The 16,882-nt window shown below is 67.8% G+C and carries 14 protein-coding genes; 4 read left to right on the top strand and 10 right to left on the bottom strand.

The genetic code is table 11. The annotated features are described in order from the left end of the window. Positions 1-43: 43 nt before the first annotated feature. The 3 genes from U5O44_RS12280 (at position 44) to U5O44_RS12270 (ending at position 3,361) form a co-directional block, all read left to right on the top strand. Complete coding sequence (locus U5O44_RS12280) at positions 44-1,093, top strand: DUF1513 domain-containing protein (protein ID WP_322588756.1); 1,050 nt, start codon at positions 44-46, stop codon at positions 1,091-1,093. A gap of 263 nt (positions 1,094-1,356) precedes the next feature. Continuing rightward, positions 1,357-2,421, top strand: coding sequence for a TonB-dependent siderophore receptor (locus tag U5O44_RS12275; protein WP_322588755.1), 1,065 nt, complete (start codon positions 1,357-1,359; stop codon positions 2,419-2,421). Positions 2,422-2,425: 4 nt separating this feature from the next. Then, on the top strand, positions 2,426-3,361 hold the full coding sequence (locus tag U5O44_RS12270) for an IS5 family transposase (RefSeq protein WP_322588754.1): 936 nt from the start codon (positions 2,426-2,428) through the stop codon (positions 3,359-3,361). 412 nt (positions 3,362-3,773) lie between these two features. Here the strand turns inward: U5O44_RS12270 and istB are convergent, their stop codons facing one another. The 10 genes from istB to U5O44_RS12220 all read right to left on the bottom strand — a co-directional run bounded on the left by istB (position 3,774) and on the right by U5O44_RS12220 (position 15,159). Continuing rightward, positions 3,774-4,613, bottom strand: a complete 840-nt coding sequence (gene istB, locus U5O44_RS12265) for an IS21-like element helper ATPase IstB (protein ID WP_322588753.1) — start codon at positions 4,611-4,613, stop codon at positions 3,774-3,776. Next, the gene (gene istA, locus U5O44_RS12260) at positions 4,610-6,121 is read right to left on the bottom strand and encodes an IS21 family transposase (RefSeq protein WP_416222170.1); all 1,512 of its coding nucleotides are present in this window, start codon (positions 6,119-6,121) and stop codon (positions 4,610-4,612) included. The genes istB and istA overlap by 4 nt, the downstream gene beginning before the upstream one ends. A 164-nt stretch (positions 6,122-6,285) precedes the next feature. Then, positions 6,286-7,770 (bottom strand): xylulokinase, encoded by a 1,485-nt coding sequence (xylB, locus tag U5O44_RS12255; RefSeq protein ID WP_322588751.1) that lies wholly within the window; start codon positions 7,768-7,770, stop codon positions 6,286-6,288. Continuing rightward, positions 7,761-8,702 (bottom strand): AraC family transcriptional regulator, encoded by a 942-nt coding sequence (locus tag U5O44_RS12250; protein WP_322588750.1) that lies wholly within the window; start codon positions 8,700-8,702, stop codon positions 7,761-7,763. Before U5O44_RS12250 ends, xylB begins: the two co-directional genes overlap by 10 nt. Positions 8,703-8,712: 10 nt before the next feature. Further along, positions 8,713-10,125, bottom strand: a complete 1,413-nt coding sequence (gene dalD, locus U5O44_RS12245; protein WP_322588749.1) for a D-arabinitol 4-dehydrogenase — start codon at positions 10,123-10,125, stop codon at positions 8,713-8,715. Between the two features lie 46 nt (positions 10,126-10,171). Then, complete coding sequence (locus tag U5O44_RS12240) at positions 10,172-10,900, bottom strand: SDR family oxidoreductase (protein WP_322588748.1); 729 nt, start codon at positions 10,898-10,900, stop codon at positions 10,172-10,174. Positions 10,901-10,918: 18 nt separating this feature from the next. Further along, a complete protein-coding gene (locus tag U5O44_RS12235; protein WP_322588747.1) occupies positions 10,919-11,950 on the bottom strand; it encodes an ABC transporter ATP-binding protein in 1,032 nt (343 codons plus the stop codon). Between the two features lie 25 nt (positions 11,951-11,975). After that, positions 11,976-12,821: a carbohydrate ABC transporter permease gene (locus U5O44_RS12230; RefSeq protein ID WP_322588746.1), complete on the bottom strand. Its 846-nt coding sequence runs from the start codon at positions 12,819-12,821 to the stop codon at positions 11,976-11,978. An 11-nt stretch (positions 12,822-12,832) separates the two neighbouring features. Continuing rightward, positions 12,833-13,693 carry a carbohydrate ABC transporter permease gene (locus tag U5O44_RS12225; protein WP_322588745.1) on the bottom strand — a complete coding sequence of 287 codons (861 nt, stop codon included), beginning with the start codon at positions 13,691-13,693 and terminating at the stop codon, positions 12,833-12,835. Positions 13,694-13,839: 146 nt separating this feature from the next. Beyond that, on the bottom strand, positions 13,840-15,159 hold the full coding sequence (locus U5O44_RS12220) for an ABC transporter substrate-binding protein (protein ID WP_322588744.1): 1,320 nt from the start codon (positions 15,157-15,159) through the stop codon (positions 13,840-13,842). A 348-nt stretch (positions 15,160-15,507) separates the two neighbouring features. Between U5O44_RS12220 and U5O44_RS12215 the strand changes: the two genes are divergently transcribed. Next, positions 15,508-16,875 (top strand): MATE family efflux transporter, encoded by a 1,368-nt coding sequence (locus U5O44_RS12215; protein WP_322588743.1) that lies wholly within the window; start codon positions 15,508-15,510, stop codon positions 16,873-16,875. The last annotated feature ends 7 nt before the right edge of the window (positions 16,876-16,882 follow it).

The raw sequence follows: 16,882 nt of genomic DNA, 5'->3' as shown, positions 1-16,882 counted from the left end.
GCCTGTAGCGGTTCAGGCAAGAGAAGCCACCCGGGTCGTTGCCATGGCTGCGGCCTGGGACGACGCCGAAGGCTGCCACCATGTCGGCGTGCTCGAGTTGACAGCACCCGGCGGGGCTGATGCCACCGCGCCGGCACCGCTGCGCATCCGCCATGCCTTGCAGGTGCCCACCCGCGCCCATGCGGTGCTGCCTGGCCCCAACGCCACACTCGTGGCGGTGGCGCGCCGCCCCGGCGCCTGGATGCTGCGCTGGCGCCCGGGCAGCCCGGCAGCCACGGCACGCTGGCATTGGAGCGAGGCCGACCGCAGCTTCAACGGGCATGTGCAGGCGGACGGCCAACACGCGCTGGTGTGCACCGAAACCGATGCAGCCGACGGCGCCGGCCTGCTGGTGCGCCGCGACGCGCAAACGCTGGCCGTGCTGCAAGAGTGGCCCACCGGCGGCACCGACCCGCATGCGGTGCTGGCATTGCCTGAGGGCGGCTGGCTGGTCGCCAACGGCGGCGTGCCCACGCGCCCGGAAAGCGGTCGCGTGAAGGGCGACCGGTCCACCATGGATTCCAGCCTGGTGCGGCTGGACGCCCAGGGTGCCCCGCAGGGTGCCTGGCGCCTGGCAGACAAACGGCTGTCGTTGCGGCACCTGGCGCGGCATGGCAATGGCCTGGTCGGCGTGGCGCTGCAGGCCGAACACGACGCTGCCGAAGACCGACGAGACGCACCACTCATCGCCCTGTGGGACGGGCAGCACTTGCGGGTGGGTGAACGAGCGCCGCTGCAAGGTTATGCCGGCGACATCGTTGCGCGGCCGGCAGGTTTCATGCTGAGCGCCACCCGCGCCGGGCGCGTGGCGCAGTTCGATTTGCAGGGGCGATGGGTGGCGCATCACCCGTTGGCGAAGGTGTGTGCGGTTGCGCCGCTGGACAAGCTCGGTTGGATTGCTGGCGGCAGCGAGCACGCGATGGCCCACGGGCGCGATGGCATCGACAACAGCGTCGCGTCATTCGCACGTGCCGGCGGCCTGCGTATCGACAACCACTGGGCTTGCTACGACCCGCCAGCCCCCAGGCCTGGCAACCCAAAAGTGGCCGCGTGAACACACCCCAGAGCATCAGATGCCGTGCTCAGGCGTGACGGTTCGCCCAGTCGAGTCCGCTCGCAACCCAGGAATTTCAAGACCCAAGCGTTGTACCCGTTCGACGCAAGACCGAGCGAATTGAATAAGAATGGTTATCATTACCAATTCAGCAAGCCATTGACGCAGCGCGGACGGGGCCCATCGCCCGAGCCGACCGGCGTGCCAAAAGCCAGCGATCCCTTCCACCCGCCTACGGAAGACACGTTGCTGTCTCTTGTCCCATGAACCGTCTCGCTCGCCAACATCCCATGGCCCTTGTGGCAGCCCTGCTCGCTGGTGGCCTGATCCCGGCCACCCTGCGCGCTCAGTCTGCACCCGCCTCAGCCACAGTTTCTTCGCCCCAGGTCGCGTCGTCCGCCACCCAGGCGGCGGAGTTGTCCACCGTCGTGATAACAGCCAAGCGCGAAAACCGCGTCTCCAAGGGTGCGACCAACCTGCCGATGGCGGTCAAGGACACGCCGCAATCGATCAGCACCATCGACAAGGACACCCTGCGCGACTTCGGCGCCACCGACAGCAACGACGCACTGCGCTTCGGCACCGGCTTGACTGTGGACGAGTGGGAAACCAACCGCACGTCTTTCAGCACACGCGGGTTCGACATCATGCTGACCCAGGTCGACGGTCTGGGTACGACCAACGACTGGGGCATCGGCGAAAGCCAGCTGGATACCTTTCTGTTCGAGAAGATCGAGCTGATCCGGGGCGCCAATGGCCTGCTCACGGGCGTGGGCACGGCCTCGGGCACCATCAACTACGTGCGCAAACGGCCCACCAACAAGGACGGTGGCGAGGTGCAGTTCACCATCGGCTCGTACGGCCAAAAGCGTGCGGCCTTGGACTACAACAAGGTGCTGTCCAAAGACGGTCTGTGGGCTGCCCGCCTGGTGGTGGCTCAAGAAGACAAGGACTCCTACCTTCGCGCGCTGAACAACAAGCGCACCGCCCTGTCTGCCATTGTTGAAGGCCAGGTCGGCGACAACGGCATCCTGACCCTGGGCCTGAACTACCAGGACTCCAAGCAGCGCTCCCCGATGTGGGGCTCGTTGACCCTGCCCTACGCCGACGGCTCGCTGGCCGAGTTCGATGTATCGGCCTCAACCTCGCAAGACTGGACGCTCTGGAACAACCGCCGGCAAAGCGTGTTTGCCGAATACGCGCACACACTGCCGAACAACTGGGAAGCCAAGCTCACGCTCAACCACGCCGAGGGCAAAGACGCCACCAAACGGCTTTGTTGCACAACCCACCCCGCCGGCCGATGGTCGAGCGGTGAGGTAGGCTGACAGGATGAGCAAGCCAGCCAAGCAGAAGTACGTGACGAAGAACTGGGCGCCGTACACGAAGGCGCTGAGGGCGCGGGGCTCGCTGACGATGTGGCTGGACCGGGACATGGCGTGGCAGGCCGCACCGGTCAGCGGCAAGCCGGGGCGACCGGCGATGTACAGCGACGCGGCGGTGCAGTGCTGCCTGACGATGAAGGTGCTGTTCGGACTGGCGCTGCGCCAGACGCAGGGGTTCGTGCAGAGCGTGCTGGGGCTGTCGGGGCTGGAGTGGCAGGCGCCGGACTACAGCACGATGAGCCGCCGGGAGAAGCGGCTGACGGTGGAGATCAAGGCCAGGCCGAGCCGGGGCGGGCTGCACCTGCTGGTGGACTCGACGGGCATCAAGATGCTGGGCGAAGGCGAGTGGAAGACCAAGAAGCACGGGGCGGAGTACCGCAGGCAGTGGCGCAAGGTACACCTGGGGATCGACGCCCAGACGCTGGAGATCCGGGCGATCGAGGTGACGGACAACAGCGTGGGGGATGCGCCGATGCTGCCGGAGCTGCTCGGGCAGATTCCGGACGAGGAGGCGGTGCTGTCGGTGAGCGGGGATGGGGCGTATGACACGCAGGACTGCCACGACGCGATCGCCGAGCGGGGAGCCGAGGCGGTGATTCCGACGCGCAAGAACGCCCAGCCGTGGAAGGCCAAGCGGCCGGGGGCGGCGGCGCGCAACGAGATACTGCGGGCGACGAACCGGCTGGGCCGGGGGATCTGGAAGAAGTGGAGCGGCTACCACCGGCGCTCGCTGGTGGAGACGAAGATGCGCTGCTTCAAGCTGCTGGGCGAGCGGGTGATGGCACGCACCTTCGAGCGGCAGGTGGTGGAGTTGCAGGTGAGGGCCGCGGTGCTCAACCGCTTCACCCACCTGGGCACCCCGGTGACGCAGGCTATGGCGTAACTCCGTCTGGGGTCAGGGGGAACTCGGCTTCGGCGGAGTTGTGCAACAAAGCCGTTGAGCGCCGCCAGCGACGTGTGACAGAGCTGTCTGCGGCCCAGCCTGTCGCTCCCGACCACCGGCCGACAAGGGAGAGGACTCATGAAGAAGTTCATCTACGACGTACTGTGCAACTTGATTGCCGCGTACGCTGCTGATGCGATTGCTTGCATCGTCGAGATCGTCAAGCATCTGCTCGGCTAACTCGATATCCAGACCAAAGGGGCACCAAAAGGTGCCCCTTTTGGGTATGTAGTCTCAAGTCACGCGGTAGAGTGTGGCGCGTCAATCTGGATGAGAGGCGCGCGACAATCTGGATGAGAACAGTGTCGCGGCGCGACGATCATGCCCGACATTTGATTGTCGCGCCGCAGCTCTATGCGACGGGCGTGCTGTCGCCGGGTTTGGACCCACCGACATTCCTCGGTGTCGCATAGCTGGCTGGCCGTCCTGCCCCTACTTGCTTGCGTTCAATGGCGGTGCGCCGACGGTAGCTCTCCACGTTCATCTCGAAGATGGTGGAGTGGTGGACAAGCCTGTCCACAGCGGCCAGGGTCATGGCGGCATCCTGGAAGACTTTTCCCCATTCGCCGAATGGTTGATTGGCCGTGATGATCAGCGAGCGGCGCTCGTAGCGCGTGCTGATCAGCTCGAACAGGGCGGACGATTCCGCCTGGTCCTTGCTGACGTAGGCCAGGTCGTCCAGGATCAGCACGTCGAAGCGGTCGAGCCTGGTCAGCGCCGCCTCCAATGCCAGCTCCCGGCGGGCCACCTGCAGGCGCTGCACGAGATCCGAAGTCCGCGCGAACAGCACCCGCCAGCCCTTCTCCAGCAGCGCCAGGCCGATGGCTGAGGACAGGTGGGACTTGCCGCCGCCCGGCGGTCCAAGCAGGAGGATGTTGGAGCCGTTGCGCAGCCATTCGTCGCCGGCGCACAGCGCCATTACCTGGGCCTTGGAGACCATGGGCACGGTGTTGAAGTCGAAGTTGTCCAGCGTCTTGCCCGGCAGCAGCCTGGCCTCGGCCAGGTGCCGCTCGATGCGCCGCCGGTCGCGCTCGGCCAGTTCGTTCTCTGCGATCACCGTGAGCAGCCGTGCGGCCGGCCAGCCCTCCTTGTCCGACTGTTCGGCGAAGCTGGCCCAGAGCTGCTTGGTGGCCGGCAGGCGCAGCTCCGACAGCAGCAACGTCAGCCGCGCGGCATCGAAGTTCTCGTTCATGCGGCCACCTGCACAGCCGTGTCCATCAGGACGTCGTAGGAACTCAGTGGTGCCAGTTGTACCGAGACGTCCGGCAAGCGGGCCGGGTCCGGTGCGAAGCGGGCCAGCAAGGCCAGGATGTCGGGCAGGCGTCGATGCGCCAGATCATCGGTCAGCACGGCCGCCAACTGCGCCTCGCAGGACCGGTCGTGCGCCAGGCTCAGCAGCGCCACCATCAGCTTGCAGGCCGCTCGCTCGGGCAACTCTTCGCACAGGAACTCGAACGTTCGGCGATAGGCCTGCCGGGGGAAGAGCTGGTCGCGGTAGACCAGGCTGAGCAGCGCCATGGGCTTGCGCCGCAGCGCATGGATGACGTGGTGGTAGTCGACGACATGGCCGTGCTTGCCGTTGGCACCACTGCGGCCGCGCTGCAGCGTCATCAGCAAGGTCGCGCCCAGCAGCAACTCCAGCCGGTCGTCATAGAGCCGAACGCGCACCCGATGCCCGATCAGCCGGGAGGGCACGGTGTAGAAGACCTTGCGCAGCGTGAAGCCGCCCGACGAGGTGATGCAGACGAAGGTCTCCTCGTAGTCGCAGGTGCGCGTCGGCGGCAAGGGCTGCAGCAGCGAGCGCTCGGCGTCGATGCGAGGGCCGTTGCGGGTGTTCTTGCGGCTGACGATCTCGTCGATGAATCGGCGGTAGGTGGCCAGGTCGGCGAAGTCCGCGGCACCGCGCAGCAGCAGCGCGTCGCGCACCGCGTGCTTCAAGTGCCCGTGCGAACTCTCGATGGCGCCGTTCTCGTGGGCCACGCCGCGGTTGTTGCGGGTGGGCTCCATCTGGTAGTGCGCGCACAGGGCGTCGTAACGCGAGGTCAGGTCCTCGCGCGCATCGGCGTCGAGATTGTGGTACGCCGCCGACAGGCTGTCGCTGCGATGCTCGCGCGGCGCGCCGCCCAGCGCCCACAGCGCGTTCTGCAGGCCTTCGGCCAGCGCGACGTAGCTCTCGCCGCCCAGGATGACGTGGGCGTGCTCAAAGCCCGAGCACACCAGTCGGAAGTGGTACAGCCTGTGGTCCAGCGGCAAGCCGGCCACGCTGACGGCCAGGTCGCCCATCTCGGTGAAGTCGGACTGCCCCATGCGACCGGCCTCATGCACCTGGCGGAACATCACGTCGCGTTCCTCGCCATGCAAGGCTCGCCAGGCGCGGATTCGGCGCTCAAGGGTGCGGCGAACGCCGGGCGGGAGGTCCGCATGGCGCCGCCTCAACTCGTCGAAGATCGCTATCGGCCGCAGGCCGGGGGCGGCCTGCAGCAGCGGGACAACTTCGGCCTCGAAGAGGTCGGCCAGCGGGTCGGCACGCCGTCGCTCGCGCTGGGTCTGCTTGTCCGACGGCAGCCGTGGGTCGTGTCCAAAGCGGTAGGCCGTGGCCACACTGATACCTGCCTGGGCCGCCGCTACCGGCAGTGTCTTGGAGAGCCTGAGCTTCATGAACAACCTCATCTGGTGATCGTGGATGTGTCTTCCCGGCACGAAGGTCCTCGCAAGGTCGAGAAACCCCTTCATACCGGACTCACCGCGATCACCAACGAAGTGCCCCACGGGCAGATCCTCGCCAGCGGGGTGGGAGCCTGTCGGGCTACGCCCTCCAGGCTCCCACCCCCGCCGTTCTTCTCACCTTGATTGACGCGCTCTTCTCACCCTGATTGACGCGGAACAGTAGAGAACAAGCCTTCGACCGCAAGATACAACGCCCTGAATCGCGCATACCGTGGACCCAGCACCGCCGCCTCGCCCGCATCCGGCACGAACGTCGCCGCCACCTCCGGCGCCCGGCAGACCTCGTCCACCGCCCCGCCCTCCGCGAGCCACGCCAGCCGCGCCGCCCCCAGCGCCCCGCCCGCTTCGCCGCCCTGCCGCGTCACCATCGGCACCCCGATCGCGCTGGCCAGCATCTGCGCCCACAGCGCGCTGCGCGCCCCGCCGCCGACCAGCGACAGGCTCGCCACCTCCCCCGGCTGCACGCCCAGGCTGTGCCACCCGTCCAGGAGCCCGAAGGTCACGCCCTCCACCACCGCATACCCAAGCGCCGCCGCGTCGTGGTCATTCGTCAGCCCGAAGAAGCTGCCCTGCGCGTGCGGGTTGTTGTGCGGCGTGCGCTCGCCGTTGAGGTAGGGCAGGAACAGCGGCGCGCGTTCGCGCTGCGACGGCGTCATCTGCGCGACCTGTTCGAGCAGCACCGCCTCGCTGGCCGCGCCGACGAGCTGCGTCACCCAGCGCAGCCCGTTGGCGGCGCTGAGCATCACGCTCATCTGGTGCCAGGTGCCGGGCAGCGCGTGGCAGAAGGCGTGCATCGCGCTGGCCGGGTTCGGGCGGAAACGGTCGCTGGTCAGGAAGATCACGCCCGACGTGCCCAGCGAGACAAAGCCCTCGCCCGGCCGCACCGCGCCGATGCCGACCGCGCTGGCCGCGTTGTCACCGCCGCCGCCCGCGATCACCACGCCCGCCGACAGGCCCCAGCGCTCGGCCAGCTCGGCCTTGAGCACCCCCGACACCGCGCTGCCCTCGACCAACCGCGGCATTTCCGCCTCGGTCAAGCCGGTGGCGGCCAGCACTTCAGGCGACCAGCGCCGCGCCGCCACGTCGAGCCACAGCGTCCCCGCCGCGTCGCTCATCTCGCCGACCCGCTCGCCGGTCAGCATGAAGCGCAGCCAGTCCTTGGGCAGCAGCACCGTGGCCGTGCGGTCGAACACCGCCGGCTCGTGCCGGCGCACCCACAGCAGCTTCGGCGCCGTGAAGCCGGGCATCGCCAGGTTACCGGCGATGGCGTGCAGCCGCGGACACGCCGCCTCCAGCTCGGCGCACTCGGCCCCGCTGCGCCCGTCGTTCCACAGGATCGCCGGCCGCAGCACCTCGCCGGCCGCGTCCATCAGTACCGCCCCGTGCATCTGCCCGGACAGCCCGATCGCGCGCACCTGCGCCAGCGCCGCGCCGTGTTCCGCCTTCAGCCGCTGCATCGCCCGCTCGGTCGCTGCCCACCACGCGGCGGGCGCCTGCTCGCTCCACAGCGGCTGCGGGCGCTGCACGGTCAGTGGCTCGCCGACGACGGCGTGGATCTGGTGCTGCGCGTCGAGCAGCAGGAACTTGACTTCGGACGTGCCGAGATCGATGCCTAGGTACATGCAGTGGTCCCGAAACGGTTGTCCGCCTGCTTGCGGAACTCGCTCGGGGTCATGCCCTTGATTTCCAGGAAGCGGCGGTTGAAGTTGGCGACGTTGTTGAAGCCGACTTCGTAGCAGATGTGCGTGATCAGCCGGTCCGACTCCATCAGCAACTGGCAGGCGCGGTTGATGCGCACGCGGTTGACGAAGTCGGTGAAGGTGTTGCCGGTGGCGCGGCGGAAGAAGCGGCTGAAGCGGCTCTCGCTCATGCCGAGTTCGACCGCGATGTCGGCCGCCGAAAAGGGCTGCGCGAGGTTGTCGGTGATGCGGCTGACCACGGCGTCGATCTGGTCGAGCGAGTCGTCGTCGTCCACGCTCTGCATCTGCACGTTCGACAGCAGCCGGTAGTCGGTGCTCGCCGAGAGGTCGCACAGGAAGTCGCAGAACGCGGTGAAGCGCCGCAGCCCGCGACCAGCCTTGACGCGGTGCCAGTGCTGCTGCGCCCGCTCGCCCATGCCGAAGAACTCGATGCCGTGCCGCGCCCGTTCCAGCAGCGGCAGCACCTCGGCCAGCTCGGGGATGTTGGCGGCCGAGCGCGTGATCGGCTCGTGGTGGAACTGGATCACCAGATCGCGCTCGGGCACGCCGCCTTCCGGCAGGTCCATCGACAGCCAGTTGTGCGGCAGGCGCGGGCCGGTCAGCACGAGGTGGCCGGGCTGGAACTGGCCGATCCAGTCGCCCACGAAGGCCTTGCCCGAGGTGCTGGTGATGAGGTGCAGCTCGTACTCGTCGTGGTAGTGCCAGCGCGCCAGCGGCGTCGGGAAGCCGTGCGACAGACAGCGGATGAACCCGGCCTCACCCGGCGCCTCGTAGCCCAGATCGGGCGAGCGGGCGTAGTCGTGCTCCAGCTCGGGTTTGATCTGGCGTGGCGTGGAGCGGGGTCTGGCGGGCATGGCCGGGAGCTTATCCGGCAGCGGGCCCGGTGTGTTCGGCCACGAAGCGCGCGACCCGCTCGCCGGCCCCGCGCACGGCCGCGACCAGCCGCGCGTCGCCGGCCAGCTCGCCCCACAGCGGCCGGTCGGCGCAGAACGCCGCCACCGGGTCCGCCGCGTCGCAGACCGCGTACGCCACCGCCGGGTCCATCGCCTGGTCCTGGTAGGTGTAGGGGATCTGCCCCGCGTGCCAGCGCTGCAGGTAGGCCAGGAACAGCGCTGGCAGCATCGCCACGCTGTCGATCGTCTCGCCGCGTGCCAGCCGCTCGCGGACCGTCGGCGCGATGAAGCCAGGGATCTTGCTGAACCCGTCCATCGCCACGCGCTGGTTGGTGTCGCGGATGGCGGGGTTGCCGAAGCGGTCGAGCACCACGTCGCGGTAGGCCGGCAGGTCGATCGGGCACGGGTGCTCGGGCGTGTCGAGCACGGGGATCACGTCGTCGGTGACGTAGTCGAACGCCATCCGGCGGATCACCGGGTCGTGCGTGCCCTCGTGGATGTAGAGGTAGCCGACCAGCGTGCCGGCCCAGGCGATGCACGAGTGCGTCGCGTTGAGCAGGCGGATCTTGGCTTCCTCGTAGGCGTCCACCGAGGTGACCATCTCGACCCCGACGGCCTCCCACGCAGGGCGGCCGGCGATGAAGCGGTCCTCGATCACCCACTGGATGAAGCTCTCGCCCATCAGCGCGGCCGGGTCGTCCACGCCGGTCGCGGCCAGCACACGCTCGCGCACGTCGGGGGTCGGGCGCGGCGTGATGCGGTCCACCATCGCGTTCGGACTGGTGGTGTGGGTCTGCACCCAGTCGAGCAGCGCGGTGTCGCCGACGAGGCCGATGAACTCCAGCAGCCCGCCGCGCGAGCGGTCGCCGTTGTGGCGCAGGTTGTCGCAGTTGAGCAGCGTGACCGGCCCCGCGCCGCTGGCCATGCGGGCGCGCAGGAGAGCGGTCAACGCGGCGTAGATCGTCGAGCCGGGCTGGCCGGCGCGCGCGGCGTCGAGGTCGGCGCGCAGGTCGGCGAAGGTGGCGAGGTCGAGGCGGTTGTGCGCGTCGAGGTAGTAGCCGGCCTCGGTGACGGTGAAGGAGATGATCTTGGTGTCGGCGCTGGTGCCTTGCGCGACGAGGCCGGCGAGGTCGGGCGTGTAGGGGATGACCTGGCGGATCGAGGTGATGCGCTCGTAGCGGTGCTCACCCGCCGGGGAGATGGTCTCCAGCGTGTAGGCGCCGCCCTGGGCGGCCAGCGCGGCGATCGTCTCGGCCATGTCGGGGCGGGTGTTGCCGCCCGCCAGTTGCCATGTGGTGTCGCCCGTCTTGCGCAGCGCGTGCAGGTAGACGGCCAGGTGGGCGCGGTGGAACGAACCCAGGCCAAGGTGCAGGATGACGTTCATGGTGGGCGTCGTGTCGGTGAAGGTTGTACGGAAGGTCAGAGATCGCTCAGAGATCAAAGTGGCTCGGCATCATCACGACATCGCGGATCGTCATGCCGCGCGGCCGGGTGAGCATGAAGGTGATGACCTCGCCGACCTCGGCCGGGTCGAGCAGGCTGCCCGACGCGCGCGCCTCGGCGAGCTTGTCGGCCGGCCAGTCGGCGAGCAGCCCCGTCATCACCGGCCCCGGCGAGATCGCGCCGACGCGGATGCCGTGCTTGAAGACCTGCCGGCGCGTCGTCTGCACGAAGCAGTCGATCGCCCATTTCGACGAGGCGTAGACGGGCTCCCACGGCGTCGGGTAATGCGCCGCGAGCGAGCTGGTGACGAGGATGTCGCCCGAGCCGCGCGCGATCATGTGCGGCAGCGCGTCGCGGACGTTTTTCATCACGACGTTGATGTTCAGGTGCAGCATCCGGTCGATCGCGTCGGTGTCCGCGTCCACCAGATCGCCGCCGACGTACAGGCCGGCGTTGGCGTGCAGGATGTCGAGCCGGCCGGCGAGCGCGAGCACGCTCGGCACCAGCGACTTGCACTGCGCCGGGTCGAGCAAGTCGAGCACCAGCGGCATGACGGCGTCGCCGTGCTGTGCCCGCATCGCCGCCAGCCCGACAGGGTCACGGTCGATCAGCACCACCCGCGCACCACCGGCCAGCAGCGCCTCGGCACTCGCCCGGCCAATGCCCGAGGCCGAGCCGGTGACGGCCGCGACTTTTCCCTGGAAAGCTTGGTTCATTCGGTTCCCCCTCCCTGTTCACACCGCGCGGGCGGCACGGCCCTGCGCATCAAAGCGGTGCGCGTTGGCGGCCTCGACGACGATGCCGACACGGTCACCGTTGCGCAGCGCCGAGCGCGTGGCCTGGCGCGCCACCAGTTGCGCGCCGCTGTCGGTGCTCACGTAGATCAGCGTCTCCGCGCCCAGTGATTCGACCAGCTCGACCGTGCCCGGCAGGCCGCCTGCACTCGCCTGCGCCGCCGGCTGCAGCGTCACGTCCTCCGGCCGCAGGCCAAGGAAGCCGCCCGCCGGCACGCCCGGCACCGTCGGCACATGCTTGCCTTCAATGACGTTCATCTGCGGCGAGCCGATGAACTGCGCGACGAACTGGTTCGCGGGCTTGTCGTACAGCTCCAGCGGCGTGCCCACCTGCTCGATCACCCCGTCGCGCAGCACGACGATCCGGTCGGCCAGCGTCATGGCTTCGACCTGGTCGTGCGTCACGTAGATCGTGGTCGCGCCGAGGTCACGGTGCAGCTTGGCGATCTCCACCCGCGTCTGGCCGCGCAGCGCCGCGTCCAGGTTCGACAGCGGCTCGTCGAACAGGAACACCTTCGGAGCCCGCACGATGGCGCGGCCGATCGCCACGCGCTGACGCTGGCCGCCGGACAGCGCCTTCGGGGTGCGGTCGAGGTAGGTGGTGAGATTCAGGATCTTGGCCGCGCGCTCCACCTTCTCGCGGATCACCTTGGGGTCAACACCCGCGAGCTTGAGCGCGAAGCTCATGTTCTCGTAGACGCTCATGTGCGGGTAGAGCGCGTAGCTCTGGAACACCATCGCGAGGTCGCGCTGGCTGGACGGCAGGTGCGTGATGTCGCGGCCGTCCAGCAGCAGCTTGCCGCCGTCGATGCGCTCCAGCCCGGCGATCAGGCGCAGCAGCGTCGACTTGCCACAGCCCGACGGGCCGACGAAGACCACGAATTCACCTTGCTGGATCGACAGGTCGATGCCCTTGATCGCGCGGTGCTCGCCGAAGAACTTCTCGATGCCTTGGAGTTGGAGGTATGCCATGGGAGTCTCTTTTGTCTCTCGTGTCTTACTTGACGGCGCCGAAGGTCAGGCCCTGCACCAGTTGCTTCTGGCTGAACCAGCCGAACACGACGATGGGCGCGATGGCCATCAGCGAGGCCGCCGACAACTTCGCCCAGAACAGCCCCTCGGGGCTCGAATAGCTGGCGATCAGCGCCGCCAGCGTGCCGGCCTTGGCCGCGCTCAGCGTCAGGCTCCAGAACGCCTCGTTCCAGCTCAGCACCAGGCACAGCAGCCCCGTGGACGCCAGCCCGCCCAGCGACAGCGGCAGCAGCACCTGGCGGAACTCCTGCCACAGCGTCGCGCCGTCCATGCGCGCGGCTTCGAGGATCTCGGGCGGGATGTCCTTGTAGCCCGAGTACAGCATCCACACCATGATCGGCAGGTTGCTCAGCGTGAAGATGATGATCAGCCCGAGCTGCGTGTCGAGCAGGCCCGACCACTGCGCCAGCACATAGATCGGCATCAGCGCGCCCACCGCCGGCATCATCTTCGTGGACAGCATCCACATCAGCACGTCCTTGGTGTGCGGGCCCTTGAAGAAGGCCATCGAGTACGCCGCCGGGGCCGCCAGCAGCAGGCCCAGCAGCGTCGAGGCCACGCTGGTGACGAGCGAGTTCTGCGCATAGAGCAGGTAGTCGCTGCGCTCCTGCACCTCGTGGAAGTTCTCCAGCGTGGGGGTGAAGAACAGCAGCGGCGGTACCGCGATCGACTGCAGCTCGGTCTTGAACGCCGTCAGCACCAGCCAGCCCAGCGGGAAGAACAGCAGCAGCGTGACAGTCCAGGCCACTGCCGTGCGCAGCAGCAGCGCGGGCGTCAGCGTGGAAACAAAGGAAGTCGAGGGTCGGGCCATGGGGAGGTCGCTCACTTGTCGAGGTTCTTGCCGACCAGGCGGATCAGGAAAATCGCCGCGATGTTGGCCAGCACGACGGCGAACAGCGCGCCCGCCGAGGCCACGCCCGCGTCGAAGTTCAGCAGCGCCTGCTTGAAGATCAGGAAGGCCATGTTGGTGCTGGCGTCGCCCGGGCCGCCGCCCGTGGTCGTGTAGATCTCGGCGAACACGCTCAGCAGGAAGATCATCTCGATCATCACCACCACCGCGACGGAGCGCCCGAGGTGCGGCAGGTAGAGGTAGCGCAACTGCTGCAGGTAGGTCGCACCATCCATGCGCGAGGCTTCGAGCTGGTCGCGGTCCATGCTCTGCAGCGACGTGATGAAGATCAGCGTCGCGAACGGCAGCCACTGCCACGACACCATGATGATCACGCTCAACAGCGGGAAGTCTGTCAGCCAGTCCACGGGCTGCGCGCCGAAGAACATCCAGACCTGGGCGAGCACGCCGTAGATCGGGTTCATCATCATGTGCTTCCACAGCAGCGCGTTCACCGTCGGCATGACGAAGAAGGGACTGATGAGCAGGATGCGCACCAGGCCGCGTCCCGGGAACGGGTCGTCGATCAGCAGCGCAATGCCGACGCCCATCAGCACGGTGATGACGATCACGCTGCCCAGCAGCAGCAGCGTGTTGACCACCGACGTGCCGAACGATGGGTCGGTGATGAAGTATTCGAAGTTCTCCAGCCCGATGAAGCCGGTGGCCTCAGGCTGCATGAGGTTGTAGCGGATCACGCTGAAGTACAGCGTCATCACCAGCGGCACGATCATCCACAGGAAGAGCGTGACCACCGCGGGCGCCATCAGGGCGCGGGGAAGGAGTCGGTTCATTCAGGCCACCAGCGGAGTGCGGCATCGAGGCAAAGCGGGTCGGTTGGGGTGCGGTGGTGGCGACACCACCGCACCCGCCGACCCGGTCTCACCTCACCACAGGGAGTCGGTTGTCAGGCGGTCAGGCGGTCGGACGGATCGCCCGATCACTTGTAGTAGCCGGCCTTCTTCATCTCGCGCTCGGCGGCGGTCTGGCCGGCCTTCAGTGCAGCGTCGATCGAGGTCTTGCCCGCCAGCGCAGCGCTCATCTGCTGGCCCACCGCGATGCCGATCGCCTGGAACTCGGGGATCGCGGCGAACTGCACGCCCACATACGGCGACTTCGGCAGCGTCGAGTCGTTCGGGTTGGCGCTGTCGATGGCGGCCTTTTCAGCCGCGGCGAAGACGGCGGCCTTCTGGAACGCCGGGTTGGCGTAGGTGCTCTTGCGGGTGCCGGTCGGCACTGCGGCCCAGCCGTTGGTCTTGGCCACCAGCTCGATGTACTCCTTCGAGGTCGCCCAGCTCACGAACTTCTGCGCCGCGTCCTGCTTCTTGGTGCCCGACGGCACCGCCAGCGCCCAGGCCCACAGCCAGTTGGCGCCCTTCGGGGTGACCATCGTCGGCGCCTGGGCAAACGCCACCTTGTCGGCGACCTTGGACTGCTTCGGGTCGGTGATGAAGGAGGCGGCGATCGTCGCGTCGATCCACATGCCGCACTTGCCTTCGTTGTACAGCGCCAGGATCTCGTTGAAGCTGTTGGCCGACGAGCCCGGGGGGCCGTAGTTCTTCAGCAGGTCGACGTAGAACGTGATCGCGTCCTTCCAGGGCTTGGAGTTCAGCTGCGGCTTCCACTGCATGTCGAACCACTGGCCGCCATGGGTGTTCACCAGCGTGGTCAGGAAGGCCATGTTGTCGCCCCAGCCCGGCTTGCCGCGCAGGCAGATGCCGTACACGCCGTTCTTCGGGTCGTGGATCTTGCTGGCCAGCGTCTTGATGTCGGCCCAGGTCGGGTTGGCCGCGACGGTGATGCCGGCCTTGTCGGCCAGATCCTTGCGGTACATCAGCATCGAGCTTTCGCCGTAGAACGGGGCAGCGTACATCTTGCCGTCCACCGACAGGCCATTGCGCATGGCGGGCAGGATGTCGTCGGCGTCGTACTTGGCGTCGGTCTTGAGTTCCTGCAGCCAGCCCTTCTTGCCCCAGATCGGGGTTTCGTACATGCCGATGGTCATCACGTCGAACTGACCGCCCTTGGTGGCGATGTCGGTGGTCACGCGCTGGCGCAGCACGCCTTCTTCGAGCGTGACCCACTTGACCTTGATGTCCGGGTTGGCGGACTCGAAATGCTTGGTGAGCTTCTGCATCTCGATCATGTGACCGTTGTTGACGGTGGCGACCACGAGTTCGGTGGCGGCCTGGGCCATCGTCGTCAGGCCGGCGGCCAGACCGAAGGCCAGGGCCAGGGATGCGTTGAGCGTCAGCTTCATGGGGTGTCTCCTCTTGGGGGTGGAACAGGAACAAGGAACCGTTCGACAGGCGCAACGATAGGTGGGACGTGATGCATGTCTCGATACTTGAGCCGCCTGTTCATGTACTCCATTGCACTGAAGACTCAGTGTTTTCCATGATGAGCCACAGGAAAGTACAGATTTGTACTTTTTTGCAGCCGTGATCGCAACAAAGGATCTGTCGCACCGGCGCCCCCCCCTGACCAAGCCCTCGCCAACTTTTCCATTGGGCGGGAACACCGCACTGGGTTACACGAAGATTACGCCGCAGAATGGATGGAACCGCTTCCAGCCCGCGCACTCCCGCCCTCCCCCGACCTCGCCGCCATGAACACCCATGCCCGCCCACGCCTGAACGCCATCGCCGGCCCCATCCTCGGTGAATTCCTGGTCGGCATGAGCGTGGCGATGGCCGGGCTGTGGCTGGCCTCGCAGACGTCGGACGTGGCGGCGGGTGCCTTCGGCATGGCCAACCAGGTGATGGAGACGCTGTTCGTGCTGTTCCGCGTGCTGGCGATCGGGGTCGGCGCGGGCATCACGCAGGCGGTGGGCGGCCAGCGGCCCGAGGCGGCGCGCCGCACGGCGCTGGTCGGGCTGGGGGCGAGCACCTGGGCGGGCGCCTTCGTGGCGGGATGGATGCTGCTGGCCAACGAGTGGACGCTGGACGTGCTGAACGCGCCGCTCGGGGTCAGCCTGCTGGCGGCGCCTTACATGCAGGTGCTGGCGCTGGCGATGGTGCTGGAGGCCTACAACCTGACGATGGCCGCCATCCTGCGCGCCCATCTGCACGCCCGCGACACGCTGCTGGTGATGCTGGTCATGCACAGCGTGCACCTGCTGCTGGCCTTCGTGCTGATGCGCGGCGTGGGCAGCTGGGACGGGCTGGGCCTGTACGGCTACGCGGTCGGGCTGCTCATCAGCCGGGTGATCGGGCTGTTCATGCACCTGCGCTTCTGGCGGCTGCGGCTGAAGCTGGTGCCGCACCAGCGCGACTGGTGGGTCTGCCCCGTGCGCTCGCTGATGCCGGTGCTGCGCACGGGGGTGCCGGCAGCGTCGCTGGAGCTGGTCTACCGGATCGGTTTCATGATGTCGCTGGCGGCGGCGGCCAAGCTCGGTGTGCCGGCGCTGGCGGCGCAGGCCTACACGCTGCAGACGCTCAAGTACGTGATGCTGGTGAGCCTGTCGATCGGCTGGGCCTGCGAGATCATGGTCGGCCACCTCGTCGGCGCGGGCGAGTTCCGCACCGCGCACCAGCTCGTGCGCAAGGGCCTGCGCAACGGGATGCTCGCCTCCGGGGCATTGGCCCTGCTGGCCGCGGCGAGCGCTCCGTGGCTGATGCGGGCCTTCACGCGTGACCAGGAGATCATCGACGCAGCGCAGACCCTGCTGTGGATCGCCTTTGCGCTGGAAACCGGGCGGGTGGCCAACATCGTCGTGCTGGGCGCGCTGCGGTCCACGGGGGATGTGGTCTATCCGGTGGCCGCGAGCATGGCCTCGCTGATCCTGGTGCTTGGCGTCGGCTCGGTCGTGCTGAGCCGGTACTTCGGGCTGCCGGGCATCTTCATCGCCTACGCCGCCGACGAATGGATCCGCGGCAGCATCCTCTTCCACCGCTGGACCACCCACGGCTGGGTCCAGCATGCCCGCGAGATTTATCAGCGCATGCGCACGCCGGGGGCGGAGACGCGGTTCTGAGCGGCGC

This window comes from Sphaerotilus sp. (assembly GCF_034519685.1).
In the GTDB taxonomy this organism is placed as follows: Bacteria; Pseudomonadota; Gammaproteobacteria; order Burkholderiales; family Burkholderiaceae_C; genus Sphaerotilus.
Note: the sequence above shows the minus strand (reverse complement) of the source record. Positions and strands in the feature narration are given on the sequence as shown.